Here is a 23700-nt window from a genome sequence, read left to right on the forward strand (position 1 = left end):
GGAGGGGAGGGCGATGGCACGCTTCGGTGATGGCCTGGCTCTCGGACCCGATCTGATCGGCGCCGCGGAGTCGGCCGTCAAGCAGGCGCTGGAGCCGCTGAGCGCGCCCCCCGACCTGGTGTGCGTGTTCCTCGCCTGCGAGGACGTCGGCGCGGTGGGGGAGGCGGCCCGCCGGGCGATGCGGGTGGCCGACGCCGCCGGCGCCCGCCTGGTGATCGGCTGCAACGGCAGCGGGGTGATCGGCGGCGACCGCGGCGTGGAGGAGACCAGCGCGGTGAGCGCGTGGGCGGGGGTGCTGCCGGGTGCGCACCTGGAGCCGTTCCGGCTGGAGACGCTGCGCGCCGAGGACCGGCTGGTGGTGGTCGGCATGCCGGAGGGCAGCGACGAGGACGTGGTCGCCGTGCTGCTGGCCGACCCCTACTCCTTCCCGGTGGACGCCTTCGTCGAGCGTTCCGAGGAGGCGCTGCCCGGGCTGCCGATGGTGGGCGCGCTGGCCGGCGGGCAGGGCGCCGGACGCACCCGGCTGCTGCTGGACGGGGAGGTCTACGACGACGGGGCGGTCGGCGTGGTGCTGGGCGGCCCGATCAGCGCGGCCACCGTGGTCAGCCAGGGGGCCCGCCCCATCGGCCCGGACATGGTGGTCACCAAGGCCGACGAGAACGTGCTGTATGAGCTGGCCGGCACCCCGGCGCTGGAGAAGCTGGAGCAGATCGTGCTCGCCCTCCCGGAGGAGGAGCAGCAGATGGCCTCCCAGGGGCTGCTGATCGGCGTGGCCATGGACGAGTACGCCGAGCAGCACGAGCACGGCGACTTCCTGGTGCGCGGGGTGGTCGGCGCCGACGCCGACACCGGGGCCATCGCCATCGGGGACGTGGTGGAGGTCGGCCGGACCGTCCGTTTCCAGGTCCGCGACGCCGAGGCCGCCGAAGAGGACCTGACCGCGCTGCTGCAGCGCTTCGACCTCAAGCCCGTGGAGGGGGCGCTGCTGTTCTCCTGCAACGGACGGGGCCGGGCGATGTTCCCCGACTCCGACCACGATGTGAAGCTGCTGCGCCGCACCTTCGGCCCGGCCGGGGTCGGCGGGTTCTTCGCCGCCGGTGAGATCGGCCCGGTCTCCGGCCGCAACCACGTGCACGGCTTCACCGCCTCCATCCTCGCCTTCGGCCCGGCGGCGGTCTCCTGATGGGCCAGGAGCACGACGCGCCGGTGCTGGCGGTGGACATCGGCGGGACCAAGCTGGCCGCCGCGCTGGTGGACCCGGAGGGGCGGATCACCCACTACGACCGGATCGCCACCCCGGCCGACCCGGACCCGCGGGTGCTGTGGCGCACCCTGGAGTCCCTGCTGGACAAACTGCTGGCCGAGGCGGGCTGCCCGCAGCCGGCCGGGGTCGGGGTGGGCTGCGGCGGGCCGATGCGCTGGCCGTCGGGGGAGGTCTCCCCGCTCAACATCCCCGCCTGGCGGGACTTCCCGCTGCGGCGGCGGCTGCGCGCCCGCCACCCGGATCTGCCGGTGCGCGTCCACAACGACGCGATCTGCGTGGCGGTCGGCGAGCACTGGCGGGGCGCCGGACGCGGCTATGACAACGTGCTGGGCATGGTGGTCTCCACCGGCGTCGGCGGCGGGTTGGTGCTGGGCGGCCGGCTGATCGACGGCGCCAGCGGCAACGCCGGGCACATCGGGCACGTGGTGGTCGACCCGCAGGGGCCGCCGTGCGAGTGCGGCGGCCGGGGCTGCCTGGAGGCGGTCGCCCGCGGCCCCGGCCTGGTCGCCTGGGCGCAGCGCCAGGGCTGGCGGCCCGGCCAGGCCGGGGTGAGCGGGGTCGAGCTGGCCGAGGACGCCCGGCTGGGACACCCGGTGGCCGGCGCCGCGCTGCAGCGGGCCGGGCGGGCGCTGGGGGTCGCCATCGCCTCGGCGATGCACCTGTGCGACCTGGAGGTGGTCGCGATCGGCGGCGGGCTGGCGCAGTGCGGGCCGCTGTTGTTCGACCCCCTGCAGGAGGCCCTGCGGGAGCACGCCCGCATGGAGTTCGCCCGCCGGGTGCAGGTGGTGCCCGCCGCGCTGGGGCAGACCGCCGGGCTGGTCGGCGCCGCCGCCCTGATCCTGGCCGGCGACCGCTACTGGAACGCCGACTGAACGGCCCCACCGGCCCGGCGCGGCCTGACCGCCGGGCTTACACTGCCCCAATGGCACTGGTCGGTGCACGGCGGGTCGAGGAGGCCCGGGAGCTGCTGCGCGGGGTGGTCACCGAGACCCCGCTGCTGCACTCGCGGGCGCTGTCGCAGATCGTGGGCGGCCCGGTGCTGCTCAAGTGCGAGAACCTGCAGCGCACCGGCTCGTTCAAGGCACGCGGCGCCTATGTGCGCATCGCCCGGCTCACCGAGGCCGAACGATCCCGCGGCGTGGTCGCGGCCAGCGCCGGCAACCACGCCCAGGGGGTGGCGCTGGCGGCGTCGCTGCTGGGCTGCAAGGCCACCGTCTTCATGCCGCAGGGCGCCCCGCTGCCCAAGATCGCCGCCACCCGGTCCTACGGCGCCGAGGTGCTCTTTCCCGGGCCCGGCGTGGACGAGTGCCTGAGCGCCGCCCGCCGTCACGCCGATGCGCACGGCGCGGTGCTGATCCACCCGTTCGACCATCCGGACGTCATCGCCGGCCAGGGCACCATCGCCCTGGAGATCCTGCGGGCGCGTCCCGACGTGCGCACCATCGTCACCGCGGTCGGCGGCGGCGGGCTGATCTCCGGCCTGGCCGTGGCCGCCAAGGCGGCGCGCCCCGACATCAAGATCATCGGGGTGCAGGCCAAGCGCGCCGCGGCCTTCCCCCCGTCGCTGGCCGCCGGGCGTCCCGTGCGCATCCGGCCCGGCCCCACCATGGCCGACGGCATCGCCGTGGGCAGTCCCGGCGAGCTCACCTTCGCCCTGGTCCGCGAGCTGGTCGACGCCGTGGTGACGGTCACCGAGGAGTCCATCTCCCAGGCCCTGCTGTTGTGCCTGGAGCGTGCCAAACAGGTGGTGGAGCCCGCCGGCGCCGCCGGGGTGGCCGCGATCCTGGAGCACTCCTACGCCTTCGAGCCCCCGGTTGTGGCCGTCCTGTCCGGCGGCAACATCGACCCTTTGCTGCTGTCGAAGGTGCTGCGCCACGGGCTGGCCGGCGCCGGCCGCTACCTGGTCGTGCGGGTCCGGCTCCCCGACCGGCCCGGCGCCCTGGTCACCTTGCTGAGCGAGCTGGCCGAGCTGGGCGCCAACGTGCTGGACGTCATGCACGAGCGGGTCGCCGCCCGGCTCCACGTGGAGGAGGCCGAGGTCCTGCTCCACCTGGAGACCCGCGGGCCCGACCACTGCCAGGAGGTCCTCGGCCGGCTGCGCGCCAAGGGCCACGCCCTCAAGCTCGGCTGAAAAGGAGACCGGGCGTGCCCGCCGGGCGCGCCCGGTCGGCCGGTCACAGGGACGGCTTGCCGGTGGTGAAGATCCACTTGGTGAACAAGGCGTCGATCTGCTTGGCGTTGCCGTACCGCTTGGCGTGGGCGACGAAGTCGGCGGTGGTGACGGTGCCGTTGCGGTTCTTGCGGTACCAGTCCCGCAGGAGCCGGAAGAACTTCTTGTCGCCGACGGTCCTGCGGAGCACGTGCAAGGTCATGGCGCCGCGGTCGTAGACGGCGTGGGCGTACAGGTCGTCACGGCCGGGGTCGGCGACCTTGACCTGCCACAGCTCGTTGCCGGCGGGGGTGGCGTAGACCTCATCGAAGATCTGCTGGGCGGTCTGGCCGCCGGACTGCTCGCTTTGCAGCCACTCGGCGTAGGTGGCGAAGCCCTCGTTGAGCCAGATGTGCCGCCAGCTCCCGGGGGTGACGCTGTTGCCGAACCACTGGTGGCCGATCTCGTGGGCGACCAGGGCGGCGCTGGGGTTGACGCCGGGACGGCCCCGGCGGTCGTAGACCGGGCGGCCCTGGGTCTCCAGCGCGTAGCCCACCCCGATGGCGTCCACGATGCCGCCGGTGGACCCGAAGGGGTAGCGGCCGAAGACCTTCGAGCCCCAGTCGGTGATGTCGGCGGTCAGCTTGTGGAAGGCCGCGCCCTGCCCGGGGGCGGTGTCGAGGTTCTTGTCGATGGCGGTGATGTTGGGCACGCCCTTGGGGGTCCTGCCCCAGGTGATGTTGTACTCGCCGATCGCGACCATGGCCAGCTCGCTGGCCATGGGCTGCGGCATCCGCCAGCGCCAGGTGGTCAGCCCGCCGGCGGTCCGCCGTCCGGCGAAGTCGCCGTTGGCCAGCGCCTGCAGCCCGCTCGGCACGGTGATCGCGAAGCTGTAGGACGCCTTGTCGGCGGGGGTGTCGTTGACCGGCATCCAGGTGGCGGTGCCGGTCGGCTGGTTGACCGCCACCGCCCCGTCGTCGGTGGCCACCCAGCCGGAGGTGCCCAGCGCCGGGTCGTCGACCCGCTTGGGGACCCCCGAGTAGGCGACCGTGACGGTGAAGCGCTTGCCCTTGGGCAGGCCCTTCTTCGGGGTGATCACCAGTTCCTGGGCGCCGGTCCGCGTGAAGGCGGCCCGCTTGCCGTCGACGGTGACCGAGTGCACCTTCAGCGGGCCGAGGAAGTCGAGGTTGAACCGCGACAGGTGCTGGGTGGCCTTCGCCTTGATGCGGGTGGTGGCCTTGATGCTCTTGTCGGAGGGCTCATAACGCAGCTTCACGTCGTAGTGGGCCACGTCATAGCCGCCGTTCCCCATGTCGGGGAAGTACGGGTCGCCGACCCCCGGGGCGCCCGGAGTGAATTTCGGCGCCGCGTTCGCCGGGGTCGCCGACGCCACCAGCCCGGCGGCCGTCGCCACCGCCACGGCCGCCAGCGCTGCGCCTTTGCGTGTCCTCACCGGGTTGGACGTCACCATGAGCTACAAGCTCGCAGCGCGGCGACGGCCGGACAAGCGCGATTTCGTTGCGATTGAGCAAGGACGTTCGCGGCGATCGAACAAGGACGCCCGGCGGCCGGTGCGCCGCCGGGCGGAGATCACCACTTCTTGGGCTTGCCCTTGCTGTAGAGCCAGACCTTGAACAGCTGGTCCAGCTGCTTGCCGGATTCCTTTTCGGCCAGCGCGATGAAGTCGGCGGTTCCCGCGTTGCCGTGCCGGTACTGGGTGGTCCAGGCCCGCAGGATGCGGAAGAACGTCCGGTCGCCGACCTTCTTGCGCAGCGCGTGCACGGTCATCGCGCCGCGGATGTAGACCGAGTCGCCGAACAGCTTGTTGCGTCCGGGCCGCCCCGGCGGCGGGCTGAAGATCGCCGACGAGGCGGGCTGCTTGTAGTAGCTGCGGAAGATCTGCTCGGCGCTCTTGCCCCGGTGCTGCTCCCGCCACAGCCACTCGGCGTAAGAGGCCAGCCCCTCGTTGAGCCAGATGTCCTGCCACCGCTTGAGGCTGACGCTGTTGCCGAACCACTGGTGGGCCATCTCGTGGACGATGAAGTTCATCCGCGGCGTGATCCCCGCGTACACCGGGCGGCTCTGGGTCTCCAGCGCGTACTTCAGCTTCGGGTCGTCGATGACGCCGCCGGCGGTGGTGAACGGGTAGGGGCCGAACGTCTTCGACAGCCAGGCCAGCGCCTTCTTGGTGGAGCGGTGGAGCCTGGCGGCGTGGCGCCGGTAGCGCGGGTCCACGGCGGTGATGACGGGGATGCCGTCGGCCTCGCTGCGGGTGACCTTGAATTTGCCGATCGCCACCAGGGCCAGGTAACTGGCCATCGGGGACGGCTCGGACCAGGTGTAGGTGCTGGTCTTGGCGCGGTGCACCGGCTTGGACGGCCGGCCGTTGGCGATGACGGTCAGCCCCTTGGGCACGGTCACCCGGAAGGTGTAGGTGGCCTTGTCTAGCGGGTGGTCGTTGACCGGCATCCACGCGGGCGTGCCGTCCGGCTGGGAGAGCGTGACGACGCCGTCCCGGGTGCGGATCCAGCCGTAGGTGCCCAGCGACTTGTCGGTGCGCGAGCCGGGGCCGCCGGCGTAGCGGACCCGCACGGTGAACACCTGGCCGCGGCGCAGCGCCACCGCGGGGGTGATCAGCAGGTCCTGGCCCCGGCGCTGGAAGGTGGCGCGGCGGTCGTCGACCTCGACCTCTTTGATCTTGGGGCCGCGGAAGTCCAGGGACAGGCCGGACAGGTCCTGGGTGGCGCGGGCGGTCATGGTCACCACGGCGGAGGCGGACCGGTTGCGCCGGTAGTCGAGGACGACGTGGTAGTGCAGGGCGTCGTAGCCGCCGTTGCCCATATGGGGAAAGTACGGGTCGCCGATCCCCCGCGCGCCGTTCCTGGGGTAGTGGGCGGACGCCGAAGGGGCGAGCCCGCTCCCGGTCGACTGCGCGGTGGCGGTGCCCCCGCTGGAGGCCGACAGCGCCAGGGCCGTGGTGACGGCCGCCAGGGCGGTGATCTTGAAGTGGATCTTGCCGTGCGGAGTGTGGGCGTTCACGCGCCCCACTGTGTCAATTACTCAGCGTCTCGGTTAAGTTGCCTTCCGTGACTTTGATGATCCCTGACATCCCGTTCACCCGGGCCAGACGCCGATCTGGGCGGGGTTTACCGGGGCGGGCGGGTGCGCCCGTACAGCCACGCCTGGAAGAAGGAGTCCAGCTGCTGCCCGGAGACCCGCTCGGCCACCTCGATGAACTGCTCGGTGGTGGCGTTGGAGTGCCGGTACTCGGCCGTCCAGGTCTTGAGGATCTTGAAGAAGGTTTCGTCGCCGACCTTCTTGCGCAGCGCGTGCAGCGTCATCGCGCCCCGGTTGTAGACGGCGTCGGAGCTGAACATGTTCTCCCGGCCGGGGTCGCCGGTGGGGATGCCCCACAGCTCCTCCCGGTCGGCCTGCTGGTACAGCGCGTCGAACTCCTGCTGCGGGTCCACGCCGTGGGCCTTCTCGGCCCACAGCCACTCGGCGTAGGTGGCGAAGCCCTCGTTGAGCCAGATGTCCTTCCAGCGGGTGACGCTGACGCTGTCGCCGAACCACATGTGCGCCAGCTCGTGGGCGACGATCCCCTCGCTGGCGCCGAAGGACCCGTACACCGGGCGGGTCTGGGTCTCCAGCGCAAAGCCCACATCGGCGTTGTCGACCAGCCCGCCGGTGGAGGAGAACGGATACGGCCCGAACAGCTTGGTGAACTCGTGGGTGATCTCGGCGTTCTTGGCGTGGAAGTCCTCCAGGTCGGTGGTGCGCACCGTCGGGTCGACGGCGGTGATGACGGGGATGCCGCCGGCCGTCTTGCCGGTGCGCACATCGAACCGGCCCACCGTGACCGTGGCCAGGTAGGGGGCCATGGGCTCCTTGACCCGCCAGGTCACCGGGGCGGCCGCCTGCCGGCGCCGCAGCAGGACCGGCTGAACGCCCGCGCCCGCGCCGTCGCCGGGGAGCAGCGATCCGTCGGTGCGCCGGTTGCCGCCGGGGCCGCGCTGCAGGCCGGGCAGGCCGCCGTCCGGCTCGCCGTTGGCGATGGCGGTCAGCCCCTCGGGCACCTTCACTCGGAACTCGAAGGTGGCCTTGTCGCTGGGGTGGTCGTTGGCCGGGAACCAGGTGTGCGCCCCGCTGGGCTGGCAGGCCACGAACACCCCGTCAGAGGTGCGCACCCACCCGTAGACGCCCAGCGGCGGCTTGGACACCGGCTGCGGCGTCCCCGAATACCGCACCGTCACGCTGAAGGAGGCGCCCTTGGCCAGCGGCTGCGCCGGGGAGATGATCAGCTCGGCGCCCTCGTGCTCGTAGCGGGCCGGTGCGCCGTCGACCTTGACCTCGGAGACGGTCAGCCCGGCCAGGTCGAGGTTGAACCGGCTCAGCCGCTGGGTCGCCTTGGCGGTGATGTCGGCGGTGGCGGTCAGCTCCGGGGAGCCTCCGGGGCGGATGTCCAGGTCCAGCTTGTAGTGCTGGACGTCGTAGCCGCCGTTGCCGTCCCCGGGCACATAGTCGTCCCCGGCGCTGTCGGCTCCGTGCGGGCCGGTCGCCGGAGGAGCCGTGGGGGCCGGGACGGTCCGGGACGGCTGGGCGTTCTCGCCGCCGTCCAGCGTGACCTGGCAGGCGGCCAGCGAGCCCGCCAGGGCGAGCGCCATGGCTCCGCGCAGGGCGGCGCGGGGGGCCTGCGGAGGTGCAATGCGGGAGTTTCCGGCCGTCGTCACGAGCACAGCCTAGACGGCCGGGCCCGCGCCTTCGGTGACCGAGCGGCATGTGGCGGCATGCGGCCAAGCGGCGCGTCACGCCGCTCAGCGTCCGGCGTAAGGATCGGGCGCGCCCGGTTCGATCTTGCGCACCACGGTTTGGGCGACCTTGTCGTGCAGGGCCTGCCTGCGGTCGTCCCACAGGATCCACGCCACGTCCAGGAAACCGATGCAGCCGCACAGGCCGCCCAGCACGGTGAAGAACGCCGCCCGGCCCGCCGCCTGCCCCTGGGTGACCGGACCGCCGTCGGCGGCCCGGACGACCTGGATGCCCAGCACCTGCTTGCCGAGCGTGCGGCCCCATTTGTACGTCGTCAGCCAGTAGTACAGGAAGGCGATGACGATGCTGAGGAAGTTGGCGACCCACTGGCCGGTCGGCAGGTACCCGGTCTCCCCGCCGGGGGTGCGGAACACCCGGCCGTAGTCGATGAACGGGAAGGTCACCAGCCCGATGACGGCGGCCAGCAGGATCAGGTCGATGAGCGCCGCGCCCAGCCGCGCCCACCGGCCGGCCAGCCCTGCGGCCGGGTCCCGATACTCCCATGGCGATCCCGGATGGCCCGGGTAGTGACCGCCGTACGGCGGAGGCCACCCGCCCCCGCCGTAGGGGCCGGGCGGCTGGTCCTGCGGCGGCTTCCAGAAGCGGTCCCCGGGGGAGGGGCCCTGTGGCGGCTGCGTCATAGGGTGAAAGTGGACATTCACCCGCCGGGCAAACCCCTCCCCGCCCCGATGAGGACCGATCTTTAACGCGGGCCGGTCACAAATTTCCGCGCCGCGCCTGCTCCCGCTCGATGGCCTCGAACAAAGCCTTGAAGTTGCCCTTGCCGAACCCCATGGAGCCGTGCCGCTCGATCAGCTCGAAGAACACGGTGGGCCGGTCCTGGACCGGGTGGGTGAAGATCTGCAGCAGGTAGCCGTCCTCGTCCCGGTCCACCAGGATGCGGCGCTTGCGCAGCTCCTCCACCGGGACGCGGACCTCGCCGATCCGGGCGCGCAGCTCGGGGTCGTCGTAGTAGGAGTCGGGGGTGTCCAAAAACTCCACCCCGGCGGCCTTCATCTGGTCTACCGCGGCCAGGATGTCGTTGGTGGCCAGCGCGATGTGCTGCACGCCGGGCCCGCCGTAGAACTCCAGGTACTCCTGGATCTGGGACTTGCGGGGCCCGTCGGCCGGCTCGTTGATGGGGAATTTGACCTTGCGCGTGCCGTCGGCCACCACCTTGGACATCAGCGCCGAGTACTCGGTGGCGATGTCGTCGCCGATGAACTCGGCCATGTCGGTGAAGCCCATCACCCGGTGGTAGAAGTCGACCCACTCGTCCATCCGCTCGACGTTGCCGACGCAGTGGTCGATGGCCTGGAAGTAGCGCCGCTTCGGCGGCTCCACGATCGGGTCGGCGGCCACGTAGCCCGGCAGGTAGGGGCCGGAGTAGTTGGACCGGTCGACCAGGGTGTGGCGGGTCTCGCCGTAGGCGGCGATGGCGGCCAGGTGCACCTTGCCGTGCTCGTCCTCCAGCGTGTAGGGCTCTTCCAGGCCCCGGGCCCCGGCCGCGACGGCGTGCTCGTAGGCGGCCTCGACGTCGGGCACCTCGATCGCCAGGTCCACCACCCCGTCGCCGTGCTCGGCGACATGGCGGCCCAGGTCGGTGCCGGCCCGCACCGGGCCGCGCAGCACGAACCGCACGCTGCCGGACTCCAGCACGTGGGCGGCCTCGTCGGGGCACCCGGTCTCCGGGCCGCGGTAGGCCACCCGGCGCATCCCGAACGCGGTCGAGTAGTAATGCGCGGCCTGCCGGGCGTTCCCGACGGCGAAGACCACGGCGTCCATGCCTTTGACAGGAAATGCGTCGCTCATGGCGCCAAATGTCCGCTCGGAATACAGGCTGCGCAAGAGTTACGTGGAATGCTGGACAATATGCATAGCGTCAGACGGAAATGATCAGACGATCTGTACAGTCTGACCACCGTTTGGAGGCCGCTCGTGGCGATCGACGAACTGGACCGGCGGGTGATCGAGCTGTTCACCGCCGAACCCCGCATCGGGGTGCTGGAGGCGTCCCGGCGGCTGGGCGTGGCCCGCGGCACCGTGCAGGCCCGGCTGGACCGGCTGGCCAGGGACGGGGTGATCTGCGGATTCGGGCCCCAGATCGACCCGGTGGCGCTGGGCTATACGGTGACCGCCTTCGTCACGTTGCAGATCCGGCAGGTCGGCGGGCACGACCCGGTGGCCGAGCGGCTGAGCGCCATCCCCGAGGTGATGGAGGCGCACACCATCACCGGGACCGGGGACATGCTGTGCCGCATCGTGGCGCGCAGCAACGCCGACCTGCAGCGGGTGATCGACCAGGTGGTGGCGGTCGAAGGGGTGGAGCGGACCTCCACGGTGATCTCGCTGGCGACCCAGATCCCGCTGCGCACCCTCCCGCTGGTGCGGGCGGCGGCCGCCCGGAAGGGATGAGGCGGGCATGCGCAAAGGCCCGCCGGCGGCATCGGGCCGGCGGGCCGAAAGGGGATCGCTCGGTGTGGTGCCGGTGGTCAGGCGCCCGCGTAGGGCGTGGCGTCGAGGATCTCCACGGTCATGCTGCGGCCGTTGGGCAGGGTGTAGGTGGCCTTCTCGCCGACCTTCTTGCCGTTGATGGCCGAGCCCAGCGGGGACTGGGGGGAGTAGACGTCGATCGGGGCGCCGCTCTCCTCCCGGGAGGCCAGCAGGAAGGTGAGCTCCTCATCGTCGTCTTCGAAGGCGACCGTGACCGTCATGCCCGGACCGACCACCCCGTCGGTGCGAGGAGCCTCGCCGACCCGGGAGTTTTCCAGGATGTGCTGAAGCTGGAGGATCCGCCCCTCGATCTTGCCCTGCTCCTCCTTGGCGGCGTGGTAACCGCCGTTCTCGCGCAGGTCGCCCTCCTCCCGCGCCGCCTCGATCTTCTGCGCGATCTCGATGCGGCCCGGGCCCGACAGGTACTCAAGTTCAGCCTTGAGCCGGTCGTACGCCTCCTGGGTGAGCCAGTTGACGTTCTCAGCACGGGTCTCGGTCACGGATGCTCCTCTGTCCACACGTAGCGGTCCACGGCGTGTCTGCCGGCGAACCGGCCTGGCCGGGCCGGGCGAAACCTCAAGCCTATCCCGTATGTGAGAGTAAAGGTTCCCCTCTGTGTTCACCGGCAATCCGTCAGACCGTCATATAGTGCGGCACTCTTTCACCCTGGCCGCCGCGGCGCGCCGGGTGGTGCGCAGAATGTCGGTGCGTTCCACGTGCGATCGCCCGGCCGGGACGATGACCTCCTGCTCGGCCACCGGGGCGAAGCGGGCGTCCAGCGCGTCCACCACGCACCGCACCGGCTTGCCGGACGGCTTGGCGACCTGCCAGCGGATCTCGACCGTGGAGTCGTCCACGATCCGGTAGGTGATCGTCTGGGTGCTGATGCCGGGGACCTGCCCGACGTGGGCCATGACGATGGCCCAGCCCACCGAGCAGATCGCCACCACCACCCCGATGACCGCCAGGCCGAGTCTGCCGCCGCGACGGGGGCGCTGGTCACCGGCTGCCTGGCCGGCCGAGGTGCTCATGGCGGGAATTCTCCGTTGGGGTGCCGTCGATACCGTGCAAGAACGCATCCGCGGGCATGTCCGCGCCACGGTGATGCGTCCGGGACAATTGTCATCGGTGGGAGCCGATGCTCCGTACCGGGGGCGGTGGGAACCGGCGACAGGGAATTCCCCTGCGGGTGAGGGGCGTTGTCGGGAACAATCGTCCTCTGCTGCGGCGTCCGCCCCCCGCGATGCGGCGCGGACGCCATCTACGGTTGGACAGGGAGACACTGTGGGGTCCGAAGCACCGATCGGCATGACCTCGTGTGAGGACGGCCCGTTGCGGCTGATGGCCGTCCACGCCCACCCGGACGACGAGTCCAGCAAGGGCGCCGCCACCATGGCGCGCTACGCCGCCGAGGGCGTCGAGGTGCTGGTGGTGACCTGTACCGGCGGTGAGCGCGGCGACATCCTCAACCCGGCCATGGACCGTCCGGAGATCAAGGCCGACATCGCCGCCGTCCGCCGGCAGGAGATGGCGCGCGCCCGCGAGATCCTGGGCGTGCAGCAGATCTGGCTGGGCTTTGAGGACTCCGGCTTCCCCGAGGGCGACCCGCCGCCCCCGCTGCCGGAGGGCTGCTTCGCCCTGCAGCCCCTGCAGGTTGCGGCCGAGCCGCTGGTGCGCGCGGTGCGCGAGTTCCGCCCGCACGTGATGCTCACCTACGACGAGAAGGGCGGCTACCCCCACCCCGACCACGTCATGTGCCACCGGGTGTCGGTGGAGGCCTTCGAGGCCGCCGGCGACCCGGACCGCTACCCCGGGACCGGCGAGCCCTGGCAGCCGCTCAAGCTCTACTACCACATGACCTTCAACAAGGAGCGGATCGAGGCGCTGCACGCGGCCATGGAGAAGGCCGGCCTGGAGTCCCCCTACGGCGACTGGCTCAAGCGCTTCGAGGAACGGCCTGCCCCGTGGGCGGTCACCACCCGCGTGCCGTGCGCGGACTACTTCGAAACCCGCGACCGGGCGCTGCTGGCGCACGCCACCCAGATCGACCCCGACGGCTTTTGGTTCCGCTGCCCGCTGGAGGTGCAGCGCCAGGCATGGCCGACCGAGGATTACCATTTGGCCAGGTCTTTGGTCGATACCGAGCTTCCTGAGGACGATCTGTTCGCGGGAGTCAGGGAGAAAGTGTGTCTGTAGCGCTGCTGGCCGCCCAGCCCAAGAACGACTTCCCGCTCACTGACGAGACCGTCAGCCCCGGCATGCTGGGGTTCGCCGTCTTCATCCTGCTGTGCGTGGCGGTGTTCCTGCTGCTGCGCTCGATGAACAAGCAGATGGGCAAGATCCAGGTCCCCCGGGAGGCCGACCTGGAGCAGGAGGAGGAGCAGTCCTCCGCCGCCTCCGCCGCCAAGAGCAAGGGCGAAAAGGCCGCGGGCAAGGACGGGGAACGGCCGAAGGACTGAACTTTTCGGCGCGCTGTTCCCTCAGCTCGCAGCGGATGCGTCCCAGCCTCTGGGACGGCTCGGTGCCCGGGGGCCACCGGCTCCAAGGACGGATGGCCCCCAGGCACCGAGCCCTCGCCCGTGCCGGTTCCGGCCATGTCGCATCGGTCCTGATTCGCCGGATCCGCCGGGTTCCCGTGACATGATCCCTCGCGTGAGCGAGGGCACCGGCGTCCTGAGAACCCGCGACGGGAACGGCACCCGGGTCGGTTTCTTCGAACTCTTCTTCGACCTGGTGTTCGTCTTCGCGTGCACCAGGCTCTCCCACCGGATGTTGGAGCACCTGACCTGGGTGGGAGCGGCCGAGGCGCTGCTGCTGTTGCTGGCGGTCTGGTGGGCGTGGATGTACACCTGCTGGACCACCAACTGGTTCGACCCCGACCATGCGGCCGTCCGGCTGATGCTGGGGGCGGTCATGCTGGCGGCGATGTTCATGGCGGCGGCGATCCCGGAGGCGTTCGAGGCGCGCGGCCTGTGGTTCGCCTGCGGCTATGTGACCGTTCAAGTGGGGCGGACCGTCTTCGTGGTGCTGACCACCCTGCGGCACGAGCTGGGTCCCAACTTCCAGCGGGTGCTGGCCTGGATGATGCCCGCCGCCGTGCTGTGGATCGCCGGCGGGCTGGTCCACGACGAGGCCCGCCTGGCGCTGTGGGCGGCGGCCGTCGCGGTGGAGTACACCGCCCCCTGGATCGGCTACGCCACCCCGGGCCTGGGCCGTTCCAGCACCGCCGACTGGACGATCGACGCCCGGCACATGGCCGAGCGCTGCCAATTGTTCGTGATCATCGCGTTGGGCGAGTCGATGCTGGTCATGGGGGCCACGCTGAGCGGCCTGGCCCCGGCCTCACCGGGCGCCGTGGCGGCCTTCGCGGTGGCCTTCGCCGGCAGCGTCGCCTTCTGGTGGATCTACTTCGGCCGCACCGCCGAGGCCGCCGCCGAGCGGGTGGCCGCCTCGCCCGACCCCGGGCGGCTGGGCCGGTCGGCCTACACGTTCATCCATATCGTCATGGTGGCCGGCATCGTGGTCGCCGCGGTCGGCGACGAGCTGGTCATCGCCCACCCAGGCGGGCACGTCGAGGGAGGCGCGCTCGCCACCGTCCTGGGCGGGCCGGCCCTGTTCGTCATGGGACACGCCCTGTTCGAGAAGGTCGTCTTCGGACGACTCTCTCTCGCCCGGCCGGCCGCCTCGGCGCTGCTGGGCGCGCTGGCCCTGCTGGAGTGGACGACCCACCTGTTCACCCCGCTGGCCCTGGCGATCGCGGCCTTGGCGGTTCTGGTGGCCCTCGCCGTCCGGGACGCCTTCATCCCCCGGCCGCAGCCCGTCTCCGGCCCCTGAAGGCGGGGCTTACAGCTTGCGGTGGTCCCAGCTGGTGATGTGCTCCGGCTCCATGACCACCACGACGCGCTTGGCCAGGGCCTTCTCGATGCCCTCGGCGACCACCGGGTCGATGGGCTCGCCCAGCTCGGGCACCGGCAGGCCGGCCATCCGGGAGCCGACCACCTGGCCGACCATGGTGCGGATCTTGGGGTCCTCGATGATGCGGCCGGTGCCCTTGAGCTTGACCCCGCGCAGCTCGTTGTACTCCAGGCCGTCTTCGACCAGGCAGGTCATGGCCGGGTTGCGGCGCAGGTTGACCACCTTCTGGGAGCGGGCGTAGGTGGTGAAGGCGATCTTGCCGTCCAGCAGCGTGTAGAACATGGTCACCAGGTGCGGGGCGCCGTCGCGGTCCACCGTGGCCACCTGCACCTTGAAGTTGTCGGCGAGGAAGGCGGCCACCTCCTCGGGGGTCATCCGGATCTGGTCGCGCTTGTTGCCGCCCACCTGGCTTCTCCTCCTCGCCGCCGGGATAAGGACCGGGAACAGAATAACGTTCGGTCCTCAGAATGGAAGGCATGTCCACCCGTGACCTCCTGGTGCTCGGCACCGCCAGCGCCGTCCCCACCAAGACCCGCAACCACAACGGCTACCTGGTGCGCTGGGACGGGCAGGGGCTGCTGTTCGACCCGGGGGAGGGCACCCAGCGGCAGATGATCCGCGCCGGGGTGGCCGCGCACGACATCGACTGGATCTGCATCACCCACTTCCACGGCGACCACTGCCTGGGCCTGCCCGGGGTGATCCAGCGCATCGCCCGCGACGAGGTGCCCCACCCGGTGCGGGCGCTGTTCCCGGCGAGCGGGCACCGCTACTGGCGGCGGCTGCGGCACGCGGCCGTCTTCCGCGACACCGACGTCGTCCGGGAGCGGCCGGTCGAGGGCGGGCACGCGGTGATCGAGACCGGCGAGGCACCCTTCACCCTGTCGGCGCGGCGGCTGGACCACCCGGTGGAGGCCTACGGATACCGGCTGGAGGAGCCCGACGGCGTCACGATGCTGCCCGACCGGCTGGCCGCACGCGGCATCACCGGCCCGATGATCGGCCGGCTGCAGCGGGAGGGCCGCGTCACCGCTCCCGACGGCCGCACCGTCACCCTGGCCGACTGCAGCGTCCCCCGGCCCGGGCAGAAGCTGGCGTTCGTGATGGACACCCGGGAGTGCGAGGCGGCCTACGCCCTGGCCGACGGGGTGGACATGCTGATCATCGAGTCGACCTTCCTGGAAGAGGACGCGGACCTGGCCCGCCGCTACGGGCATCTGACCGCCCGGCAGGCCGGCCGCATCGCCGCCGCCGGAGGGGTCCGGCGGCTGGTGCTGACCCACTTCTCCGAGCGTTACCCGGCCGAGGACTTCCCCCGCTACGCCGAGCAGGCCGCCCAGGCCTACGACGGCGACATCGTCTTGGCCCGCGACCTGGACCGCATCTCCGTCCCCGCCCGGCGAAAGCCCCGGGCCGAAGACGGATGAGCCGGCGCGTTCCGCCCGGGCCATGGGTCGGCGGGCCCTGATGGGGCAGGATCATTGACATGAACCGCCTCAAAAACGCGACCAGCCCGTACCTGCTGCAGCACGCGGACAATCCGGTGGACTGGTGGGAATGGGGCGAGGCCGCGTTCGCCGAGGCCAGGCGGCGCGATGTGCCGATCCTGCTGAGCGTGGGATACGCGGCCTGCCACTGGTGCCATGTGATGGCGCACGAGTCGTTCGAGGACGAGGCCACCGCCCGCCTGATGAACGACCTGTTCGTCAACATCAAGGTCGACCGCGAGGAACGCCCCGACGTCGACGCGGTCTACATGGAGGCCACCCAGGCCATGACCGGCCAGGGCGGCTGGCCCATGACGGTCTTCGCCACGCCCGACGGCGAGCCGTTCTACTGCGGCACCTACTTTCCCCGCCAGCAGTTCCGGGCGCTGCTGATGGCGGTCGCGCGGGCCTGGCGCGAGGAACGCGAGGACGTCCTCAAGCAGGGCCGCAAGGTCGTGGAGGCGCTCACCGCCCGCGGTCCCGCCCCGGGGGAGACCGAGCCGCCCTCCCCGGAGCGGCTGTCGGCGGCGGTGCGCTCGCTGGCGGCCTCCTACGACACCGCCTACGGCGGCTTCGGCGGCGCCCCCAAGTTCCCCCCGTCGATGGTGTTGGAGTTCCTGCTGCGCCACTACGCCCGCACCCAGGACGCCCAGGCGCTGGCGATGGCCACAGGCACGCTGGAGGCGATGGCCCGCGGCGGGATCTACGACCAGCTCGGCGGCGGCTTCGCCCGCTACTCGGTGGACGAGGCGTGGGTGGTGCCGCACTTCGAGAAGATGCTGTACGACAACGCGCTGCTGGCCCGCGTCTACGCGCACTGGTGGCGGCTGACCGGCAGCCCGCTGGCCAAGCGGATCGCGCTGGAGACCTGCGAGTGGATGCTGCGCGATCTGCGCACCCCGCAGGGCGGGCTGGCCTCGGCCCTGGACGCCGACAGCGAAGGCCAGGAGGGCAAATATTACGTGTGGACGCCCGAGCAGCTGCGCCGGGTGCTGGGGGAGGCCGACGGGAACGCCGCCGCCGAGCTGCTGGGGGTCACCGAGTCCGGCACGTTCGAACACGGCACGTCGGTGCTGCGGCTGCCCGGCGACCCGGGCGATCAAGAGTGGTGGAGCCGGGTCCGCGCCCGGCTGCTGGCCGCCCGCGCCGAGCGCGTCCCCCCGGCCCGCGACGACAAGGTGGTCACGGCCTGGAACGGCCTGGCCATCGCGGCCCTGGCCGAGTGCGGGGCGCTGCTGGGACGGCCGGATCTGGTCGGCGCCGCCGAGGAGATCGCCCGCCTGCTGCGCGAGGTCCACCTGCGCGACGGGCGGCTGACCCGCACCTCCCGCGACGGCGTGCCCGGGGCGAACGCCGGCGTCCTGGAGGACTACGCCGACTTCGCCGAGGGGCTGCTGGCCCTGCACGCGGTCACCGGCGACCCGGCGCACGTGCGGCTGGCCGGGACGCTGCTGGAGACGGTGCTGACGCACTTCCCCGACGACCGCGGCGGCTTCTACGACACCGCCGACGACGCCGAGCGGCTGTTCCGCCGCCCGCAGGACCCCACCGACAACGCCACGCCCTCCGGCCAGTTCGCCGCCGCCGGGGCGCTGCTGTCGTATGCGGCGCTGACCGGCTCGTCCCGGCACCGCCAGGCCGCCGCCTCCGCGCTGGCGGCGGCCACGCTGCTGGCCGGCCGGCACGCCCGTTTCGCCGGCTGGGGCCTGGCGGTGGCCGAGGCGCTGGTCAGCGGCCCGCTGGAGATCGCGATCGTGGGGGATCCGGCCGATGCGCGCACCCGCGCGCTGCACGGCGCCGCGCTGGCCTCGCCCGCCCCCGGCGCGGTCATCACGGTGGGCACCGGCGAGGCCGCGGGCGACGTCCCGCTGCTGCGGGGACGGACCCCGGTGGACGGCGCGCCGGCGGCCTATGTGTGCCGGAACTTCACCTGCCGGCTGCCGGTCACCACCCCCGCCGACCTGATGGCCGAACTGGCCGGAGGCTGATCCCGGCCTCGCCCGCCGGGTGACGATATCGTGCCGCTCGCGGGATTCGCCGCAAGAGCGGCCTTGATCTACTTCTCGGTTGGTGTTACCTCTTGGTAACGCGTGTCCGTGCGACGGCTCGTCACTTGCGGGGACGGCGTGACCGGCGGGACGTGCGGGTACCAGGTCAGGTGTCTGGACGGCCGCCGGGCGCATGGGTGATAGTCGTGAGGGCGCGCACCGGCCCGGCGGGGGCGGACCGCCGGTCCGAGGGGCCTGGTGATGAGGGAGTGGTGCGGTGCGAAGGCCGAGCCGCCGTGTTCTGCCGACGGCCATCGGCGTTGCCGTGGTGGCCACTCTGGCGTCCAACGCAGTGGTGCTGCTTTCGTGGCGGAACGCCGGCTCTCCCCAGCCGCAGAGCCGGTGGCAGCGTTATGTCGCGGCCTCGTCCGACACCTGGGTCTCGCCCACCGCGGTGGCGCCGCTGCGCGGCCGGGTGAGCCCGCACCTGCTGGTGGCCTCCTCCGCGACGCTGCCCGCCGACGCGGTGCGGCGGGTGGGCGCCGTCAAGGGCGTCAAGCGCGTCGAGGTGCTGGACGCGGCGCAGACGACGGTCGGCGGCAAGCGGGTCGGCCTGCTGGGCGTGGACCCCTCCACCTTCCGCGCCTTCACCCCCAAGCCCACCGCCGAGTCCGACGATCTGTGGCGCAACATCGCCGGCGGCGATGTGGCCATCTCCTTCACCATGGGCAACGACGGCGGCTTTGAGCTCGGCTCCCATGTGACGGTGGGCGGCCGGCAGCGCCAGACGCAGCTGCGCGTGGGCGCCTACGCCACCATGGGCCTCGGCGATGTGGACGCGGTGGTCTCCCGCCACGTCGCCCGGCAGCTGGGGGTGCCGTCCGGCAACGCCCTGCTGATCAGCGCGCCCAAGACCGACCTGAAGAAGCTGTCGCGGACGCTGCGCAAGGTGCTGCCCAAGGGCGTCAAGACCGTCGAGGTCGACCCCCAGATCGACTACCCCGCGCCCGGCGGGCGGCTGCCCACCGCCAAGGGCCAGGTGATGACCGCCGAGCAGGTGCGGACCGTGATCAAGGCCGCCTACAGCAGGATCGGCTGGCCGTACGTGTGGGGCGGGGAGTCGGAGGAAGAGGGCGGCTATGACTGCTCCGGCCTGATGCAGTACGCCTTCGCCCAGGCCGGGATCCGGCTGCCCCGGGTCGCCGCCGACCAGGCCCGCGCCGGCTGGATCATCCCCTACAGCAAGGCCCGCCCGGGGGACCTGCTGATCTGGGCCAACGACCCCACCGCCCCCGGCTACATCTCGCACATCGCCCTCTACATCGGCAACGGCAAGATGGTGGCCGCTCCCCGGCGCGGCACCGTGGTGCAGATCCAGAACGTCTACACCCGCAACTTGAAGGGCGCCGTCCGCGTCAACCCGCAGATGGGCGCCCGCCTGGCGGCGTCCGGCCTGTGACGGTGCCGATCCCTGTGCCGCAGCCGTTCGCCTCCGGTTTCCCCAGCGGTGTGCCGCTGTGGGCCGGATAGTTCATCTTTCTATGTAATACTGATTACATGACTACGGCGGAGGAGGTCCGGGGCTGGTTCACCGGCCGGCTGCCGCAGGATTGGTTCGTCGGCCCGCCCGAGGTCGTGGTAGACCGCGAAGAGGTCAGCGTGGTGGGCCGGCTGGCCCCGCCGCCCCACGCCGAGCAGGTCTCCGGCGCCGAGCGCACCGCGCTGCTGGACGGGCACATCCAGCGGTTCCGCGAGGAGACGCGGGAGCGGCGCATCGCCATCGCCCGCGAGGCCGAGCACCGCTTCGGGCGCAAGGTCTCCTGGGGCGCCGCCTGCGAGGACCGGCGGGAGATGTTCACCAATCTGTCGGTGCCGGTGATGACCCGGCTGCGCCAGCCCGAACGCCGCGTGCTGGACACGCTGGTGGAGGCGGGCGTGGCGCGCAGCCGCAGCGACGCGCTGGCCTGGTGCGTGCGCCTGGTCGGCCGCAACGCCGAAGAGTGGCTGGCCGAGCTGCGCGAGGCGCTGCGGCACGTCGAGCGGGCCAGAGCCGCCGGCCCCCAGGTTTAGCCATCCGATACGCGAACCATTACGCAAAGCCGAGGCACCGCGGGTGCGGCCGGGCCTAGTGTGCCGACGTGGGGTGCCTGCGCTGTACGGACGGCTCACGCCTGACGGTGGTCCCGGTGCCCGAGCGCGATCGCAGCGGGGTGCCGTATGAGATCACGCTGGAGCTGTACCGGGACGGCGGGCGCTTCGGCGTGGTCGGCCAGCGCTGCGGCTACCTGCTGGCCGCGCTGGCCGGGCGGCTGGCGGCCGCCCGCCGCGACGGCTCGCCGCAGGCCGCCCGCTGGCCCGATCCCGACGACCGCTTCCCCGACCCGCCGGCCGGTTCCCCGGAGAGCTGCACGCGCTGCCGGCGCCGGCGCCTCCAGCCGTCCCCCGATCCGGAGCTGTTCGACTTGCGCTACCGCGACCGGGTGGACGTCGTCAGCACGGGGGAGCTGCGCTGCACGGTGCGCACCTCATCGGTCTGGCTGCCGGGCGCGGAGGCCGGCGGCGACTCCTGGTCGCCGGCGCGCTCGCGCCGGCGGGGGCGCTGGCGGCTGGCGCGCCGGGCGATCGTCGAGGCGTGGGGCGCCGGTGGACACGGCGTGCGGGCCGTGCTGACCTCACGGCAGCTGGCCGAATTCCTGGCGGCGCTGCTGGCCGAGGCCGAACGCCAGATCGGTCCAATATCGGGTGAAATGCTGCAAGCAGGCCGCGGAACTGGTGATTCGGGCCATAATTAGGCGTCGTCTGACGGGGGGCTGCGGGGAGGTAGGGGCCCATGACGGTGCGGCGCATGAGGCTGACCGCGACGATCAAGCGCAGCAAGGCGTACCAGGCGCTGCGCGACTCCATCTACCGGCTGTATGAGCGCCGGCTGGAGTCGTCGCTGCCCACCGACAAGATCCCCCGGCACGTCGGGGTGATCCTGGACGGCAACCGCCGCTGGGCCCGCGCGATGGGGCTCAGCGACGTCAGCACCGGCCACCAGCGCGGCGCCGACAAGATCAGCGAGCTGCTGCAGTGGTGCACCGAGGCCCGGGTCGAGGTGGTCACGCTGTGGATGCTGTCCACCGACAACCTCAACCGCCCCGCCAAGGAACTGAACCCGCTGCTGGAGATCATCGAGAACACCGTCGCCAAACTGGCCCGGGAGGGCTGGCACATCAAGGCGGTGGGCGCGATGGACCTGCTGCCCGATTCCACCGCACGCGTTCTCAAACACGCCGAGGAAAGCACATCTGACCGCCCTGGGCTGATTGTGAACGTCGCCGTTGGGTATGGAGGTAGGCGTGAGATCGCTGATGCGGTGCGCTCCCTGCTCCTGGAGCAGGCGGGTAAGGGCACCAGCATCGAGGAGCTCGCCGAGGTCCTCGACGTCGAGCACATCGCCAAGCATCTCTACACGCGCGGCCAGCCCGACCCCGACCTGGTCATCCGCACCTCGGGAGAGCAGCGGCTTTCCGGCTTCCTGCTCTGGCAAAGCGCCCACTCGGAGTTCCACTTCTGCGAGGTCCACTGGCCGGACTTCCGCAAGATCGACTTCTTGCGGGCGCTGCGCTCGTACGCCGCGCGGCACCGGCGCTTCGGCTCCTGACTCGCCGTCCGGCGGATCGCCCTGTCCGCCGGTCCCGCACGCCGTGCGGGAGAGGAGGCCGGGCCGGGGCGCTCCGCCGATCCGGAGGTTCTCCGGACCACACCAATGGGCATGTGGCCGCCGGTTCGCCCCGGCGATCCGGTGGCGGGGCCCGAAGGAGAGCGAGTGGCCACTACCTCCCGGCGCCGCGACCAGGAGCCGCAGCGGCGCACCTACGTCCTCGACACCAGCGTCCTGCTCGCCGACCCCGGAGCGATGACCCGGTTCGCCGAGCACGAGGTCGTCCTGCCCATCGTCGTCATCACCGAGCTCGAGGCCAAGCGCCACCATCCGGAACTGGGCTATTTCGCCCGGCAGGCCCTGCGCATGCTGGACGACCTGCGCATAGCGCACGGTCGGCTGGACCAGCCCATCCCCCTCGGCGACCAGGGCGGTTCGCTGCGGGTGGAGCTCAACCACGCCGACCCCAGGGTGCTGCCGGACGGCTTCCGGCTCGGTGACAACGACACCCGGATCCTGTCCGTGGCCGGCTGGCTGGCCCGGGAGGGCAAGGAGGTCGTGCTGGTCTCCAAAGACCTGCCGCTGCGGGTCAAGGCCGCGGCGGTGGGGCTGGCGGCCGAGGAGTACCGGGCCGAAATGGTGGTGGAGTCCGGCTGGACGGGCATGCGGGAGCTGGAGGCGACCGCCGCGCAGCTGGAGGAGCTGTATGAGACCGGGACGCTGGAGCTGGAGAGCGCCCGCGATCTGCCCTGCCACACCGGGCTGCGGCTGCTGTCGGAGCGCGGCTCGGCGCTGGGGCGGGTGCAGCCGGACAAGTCGGTGAAGCTGGTGCGCGGCGACCGCGAGGTGTTCGGGCTGCGCGGCCGCTCCGCCGAGCAGCGCATCGCGCTGGACCTGCTGATGGACGAGGAGATCGGCATCGTCTCGCTCGGCGGCCGGGCGGGCACCGGCAAATCCGCCCTGGCGCTGTGCGCGGGCCTGGAGGCGGTGCTGGAGCGCCGCCGCCACCGCAAGGTGGTGGTCTTCCGCCCGCTGTATGCGGTCGGCGGCCAGGACCTGGGCTACCTGCCCGGCACCGAGAACGAGAAGATGTCGCCGTGGGCGCAGGCGGTCTACGACACCCTCTCGGCGGTGACCACCCCGGAGGTCATCGAGGAGGTCCTGGACCGTGACATGCTGGAGGTGCTGCCGCTGACCCACATCCGGGGCCGCTCCCTGCACGACTCCTTCGTCATCGTCGATGAGGCCCAGTCCCTGGAACGCGGGGTGCTGCTGACCGTGCTGTCGCGGATCGGCACCGGCTCGCGGGTCGTCCTCACCCACGACGTGGCGCAGCGCGACAACCTCCGGGTGGGCCGCTACGACGGGGTGGCCGCGGTGGTGGAGAAGCTCAAGGGACACCCGCTGTTCGCGCATGTGACGCTGACGCGCTCGGAACGTTCCCCGATCGCCGCGCTGGTGACCGACATGCTCGGCGACATCGGGGCCTGACGAGGGCGACGCCCGCGGGCGTCGCCCTCGTTCCCGCGGACGGGCGGGCCGGGTTCACCTTCCGCTACCGGTCCGCCCGTTTCGGCTCTGTTGTGGCAAAAGTCACACAGCTCTCAGGAAGATCACAGAATCGCAGCTCTCAGGCGGGTTTTGCGGATCTCGCGCCGGCTTGCGGTGTGCGGCGAATGGCACAAATCCTGCGTTCTTGTTGCGAAGTACCCCCTGACCTCGGGCATTGTGTGCAGCCGTAAGCACCGTGGAGCGGCGTGGCCCGCGGCGACCCCCGAGGAACCCGCCGGGCCGATCGCCGCTGTGAGCCCGGCGCCCGCCCGCCGGCGGGCCCGCGGCCGTGGTGGACGCCTTCGCGCGCGTGCCCATGCGCGTGCGACCGTCGGAAGGGCCGCCTTGTACGGAGACCGACCGAGGTTTCCCGAACAGGACGATCGCAGCGATGGACG

At 71.8% G+C, this 23700-nt stretch carries 22 protein-coding genes; 14 read left to right on the forward strand and 8 right to left on the reverse strand.

Features of this window, described 5'->3' with window-relative positions:
• The first annotated feature begins 13 nt into the window (after positions 1-13).
• Genes TCUR_RS05205 through ilvA form a run of 3 tightly spaced genes read left to right on the forward strand, consistent with a single transcriptional unit; the run spans position 14 to position 3395 of the window.
• The gene (locus TCUR_RS05205) at positions 14-1183 is read left to right on the forward strand and encodes an FIST signal transduction protein (protein ID WP_012851425.1); all 1170 of its coding nucleotides are present in this window, start codon (positions 14-16) and stop codon (positions 1181-1183) included.
• Positions 1183-2136 carry an ROK family protein gene (locus tag TCUR_RS05210; RefSeq protein WP_012851426.1) on the forward strand — a complete coding sequence of 318 codons (954 nt, stop codon included), beginning with the start codon at positions 1183-1185 and terminating at the stop codon, positions 2134-2136. Before TCUR_RS05205 ends, TCUR_RS05210 begins: the two co-directional genes overlap by 1 nt.
• 50 nt (positions 2137-2186) lie before the next feature.
• A complete protein-coding gene (gene ilvA, locus TCUR_RS05215) occupies positions 2187-3395 on the forward strand; it encodes a threonine ammonia-lyase (RefSeq protein ID WP_012851427.1) in 1209 nt (402 codons plus the stop codon).
• A 43-nt stretch (positions 3396-3438) separates the two neighbouring features.
• Here ilvA and TCUR_RS05220 read toward each other — a convergent pair whose 3' ends face one another.
• The 5 genes from TCUR_RS05220 to hppD form a co-directional block, all read right to left on the reverse strand.
• Complete coding sequence (locus TCUR_RS05220) at positions 3439-4866, reverse strand: M1 family metallopeptidase (RefSeq protein WP_245536985.1); 1428 nt, start codon at positions 4864-4866, stop codon at positions 3439-3441.
• 137 nt (positions 4867-5003) lie between these two features.
• Positions 5004-6452 carry a M1 family metallopeptidase gene (locus TCUR_RS05225; protein WP_148232932.1) on the reverse strand — a complete coding sequence of 483 codons (1449 nt, stop codon included), beginning with the start codon at positions 6450-6452 and terminating at the stop codon, positions 5004-5006.
• Between the two features lie 107 nt (positions 6453-6559).
• Positions 6560-8143, reverse strand: coding sequence for a M1 family metallopeptidase (locus TCUR_RS05230; protein WP_012851430.1), 1584 nt, complete (start codon positions 8141-8143; stop codon positions 6560-6562).
• A gap of 84 nt (positions 8144-8227) precedes the next feature.
• Entirely contained in the window at positions 8228-8863 is a 636-nt protein-coding gene (locus TCUR_RS24675) for an RDD family protein (protein WP_012851431.1), read from the reverse strand.
• Positions 8864-8939: 76 nt separating this feature from the next.
• Positions 8940-10007 (reverse strand): 4-hydroxyphenylpyruvate dioxygenase, encoded by a 1068-nt coding sequence (gene hppD, locus TCUR_RS05240; protein ID WP_245536986.1) that lies wholly within the window; start codon positions 10005-10007, stop codon positions 8940-8942.
• A 153-nt stretch (positions 10008-10160) separates the two neighbouring features.
• Between hppD and TCUR_RS05245 the strand changes: the two genes are divergently transcribed.
• Entirely contained in the window at positions 10161-10637 is a 477-nt protein-coding gene (locus TCUR_RS05245) for an Lrp/AsnC family transcriptional regulator (RefSeq protein ID WP_012851433.1), read from the forward strand.
• Between the two features lie 77 nt (positions 10638-10714).
• Here TCUR_RS05245 and greA read toward each other — a convergent pair whose 3' ends face one another.
• Together greA and TCUR_RS26920 are read right to left on the reverse strand one after the other, a co-directional pair.
• Positions 10715-11215: a transcription elongation factor GreA gene (gene greA, locus TCUR_RS05250; RefSeq protein WP_012851434.1), complete on the reverse strand. Its 501-nt coding sequence runs from the start codon at positions 11213-11215 to the stop codon at positions 10715-10717.
• A gap of 141 nt (positions 11216-11356) precedes the next feature.
• Positions 11357-11746 carry a DUF4307 domain-containing protein gene (locus TCUR_RS26920; RefSeq protein ID WP_012851435.1) on the reverse strand — a complete coding sequence of 130 codons (390 nt, stop codon included), beginning with the start codon at positions 11744-11746 and terminating at the stop codon, positions 11357-11359.
• Between the two features lie 310 nt (positions 11747-12056).
• On the opposite strand from TCUR_RS26920, the gene mca reads away from it, so the two are divergent.
• The 3 genes from mca (at position 12057) to TCUR_RS05270 (ending at position 14549) form a co-directional block, all read left to right on the forward strand.
• The gene (gene mca, locus TCUR_RS05260) at positions 12057-12911 is read left to right on the forward strand and encodes a mycothiol conjugate amidase Mca (protein WP_174315342.1); all 855 of its coding nucleotides are present in this window, start codon (positions 12057-12059) and stop codon (positions 12909-12911) included.
• Positions 12902-13174 (forward strand): hypothetical protein, encoded by a 273-nt coding sequence (locus TCUR_RS05265; RefSeq protein ID WP_012851437.1) that lies wholly within the window; start codon positions 12902-12904, stop codon positions 13172-13174. Before mca ends, TCUR_RS05265 begins: the two co-directional genes overlap by 10 nt.
• Positions 13175-13367: 193 nt before the next feature.
• A complete protein-coding gene (locus TCUR_RS05270) occupies positions 13368-14549 on the forward strand; it encodes a low temperature requirement protein A (protein ID WP_169312997.1) in 1182 nt (393 codons plus the stop codon).
• Between the two features lie 9 nt (positions 14550-14558).
• Here TCUR_RS05270 and TCUR_RS05275 read toward each other — a convergent pair whose 3' ends face one another.
• Positions 14559-15035, reverse strand: coding sequence for a pyridoxamine 5'-phosphate oxidase family protein (locus tag TCUR_RS05275; RefSeq protein WP_012851439.1), 477 nt, complete (start codon positions 15033-15035; stop codon positions 14559-14561).
• 71 nt (positions 15036-15106) lie between these two features.
• Between TCUR_RS05275 and TCUR_RS05280 the strand changes: the two genes are divergently transcribed.
• From TCUR_RS05280 to phoH2, 7 genes are all read left to right on the forward strand, one after another.
• Complete coding sequence (locus TCUR_RS05280) at positions 15107-16057, forward strand: ribonuclease Z (protein WP_012851440.1); 951 nt, start codon at positions 15107-15109, stop codon at positions 16055-16057.
• A 59-nt stretch (positions 16058-16116) separates the two neighbouring features.
• A complete protein-coding gene (locus tag TCUR_RS05285) occupies positions 16117-18105 on the forward strand; it encodes a thioredoxin domain-containing protein (protein ID WP_012851441.1) in 1989 nt (662 codons plus the stop codon).
• 328 nt (positions 18106-18433) lie between these two features.
• Positions 18434-19564, forward strand: a complete 1131-nt coding sequence (locus TCUR_RS05290; RefSeq protein ID WP_245536987.1) for a C40 family peptidase — start codon at positions 18434-18436, stop codon at positions 19562-19564.
• Positions 19565-19662: 98 nt separating this feature from the next.
• Positions 19663-20175, forward strand: coding sequence for a hypothetical protein (locus TCUR_RS05295; RefSeq protein ID WP_012851443.1), 513 nt, complete (start codon positions 19663-19665; stop codon positions 20173-20175).
• Between the two features lie 116 nt (positions 20176-20291).
• Positions 20292-20897: a hypothetical protein gene (locus TCUR_RS05300; protein ID WP_012851444.1), complete on the forward strand. Its 606-nt coding sequence runs from the start codon at positions 20292-20294 to the stop codon at positions 20895-20897.
• A 53-nt stretch (positions 20898-20950) separates the two neighbouring features.
• On the forward strand, positions 20951-21751 hold the full coding sequence (locus tag TCUR_RS05305) for an isoprenyl transferase (protein WP_052305637.1): 801 nt from the start codon (positions 20951-20953) through the stop codon (positions 21749-21751).
• 165 nt (positions 21752-21916) lie between these two features.
• On the forward strand, positions 21917-23242 hold the full coding sequence (phoH2, locus tag TCUR_RS05310; protein WP_012851446.1) for an RNA 5'-3' helicase PhoH2: 1326 nt from the start codon (positions 21917-21919) through the stop codon (positions 23240-23242).
• The last annotated feature ends 458 nt before the right edge of the window (positions 23243-23700 follow it).

Source organism: Thermomonospora curvata DSM 43183 (assembly GCF_000024385.1).
GTDB lineage: Bacteria > Actinomycetota > Actinomycetes > Streptosporangiales > Streptosporangiaceae > Thermomonospora > Thermomonospora curvata.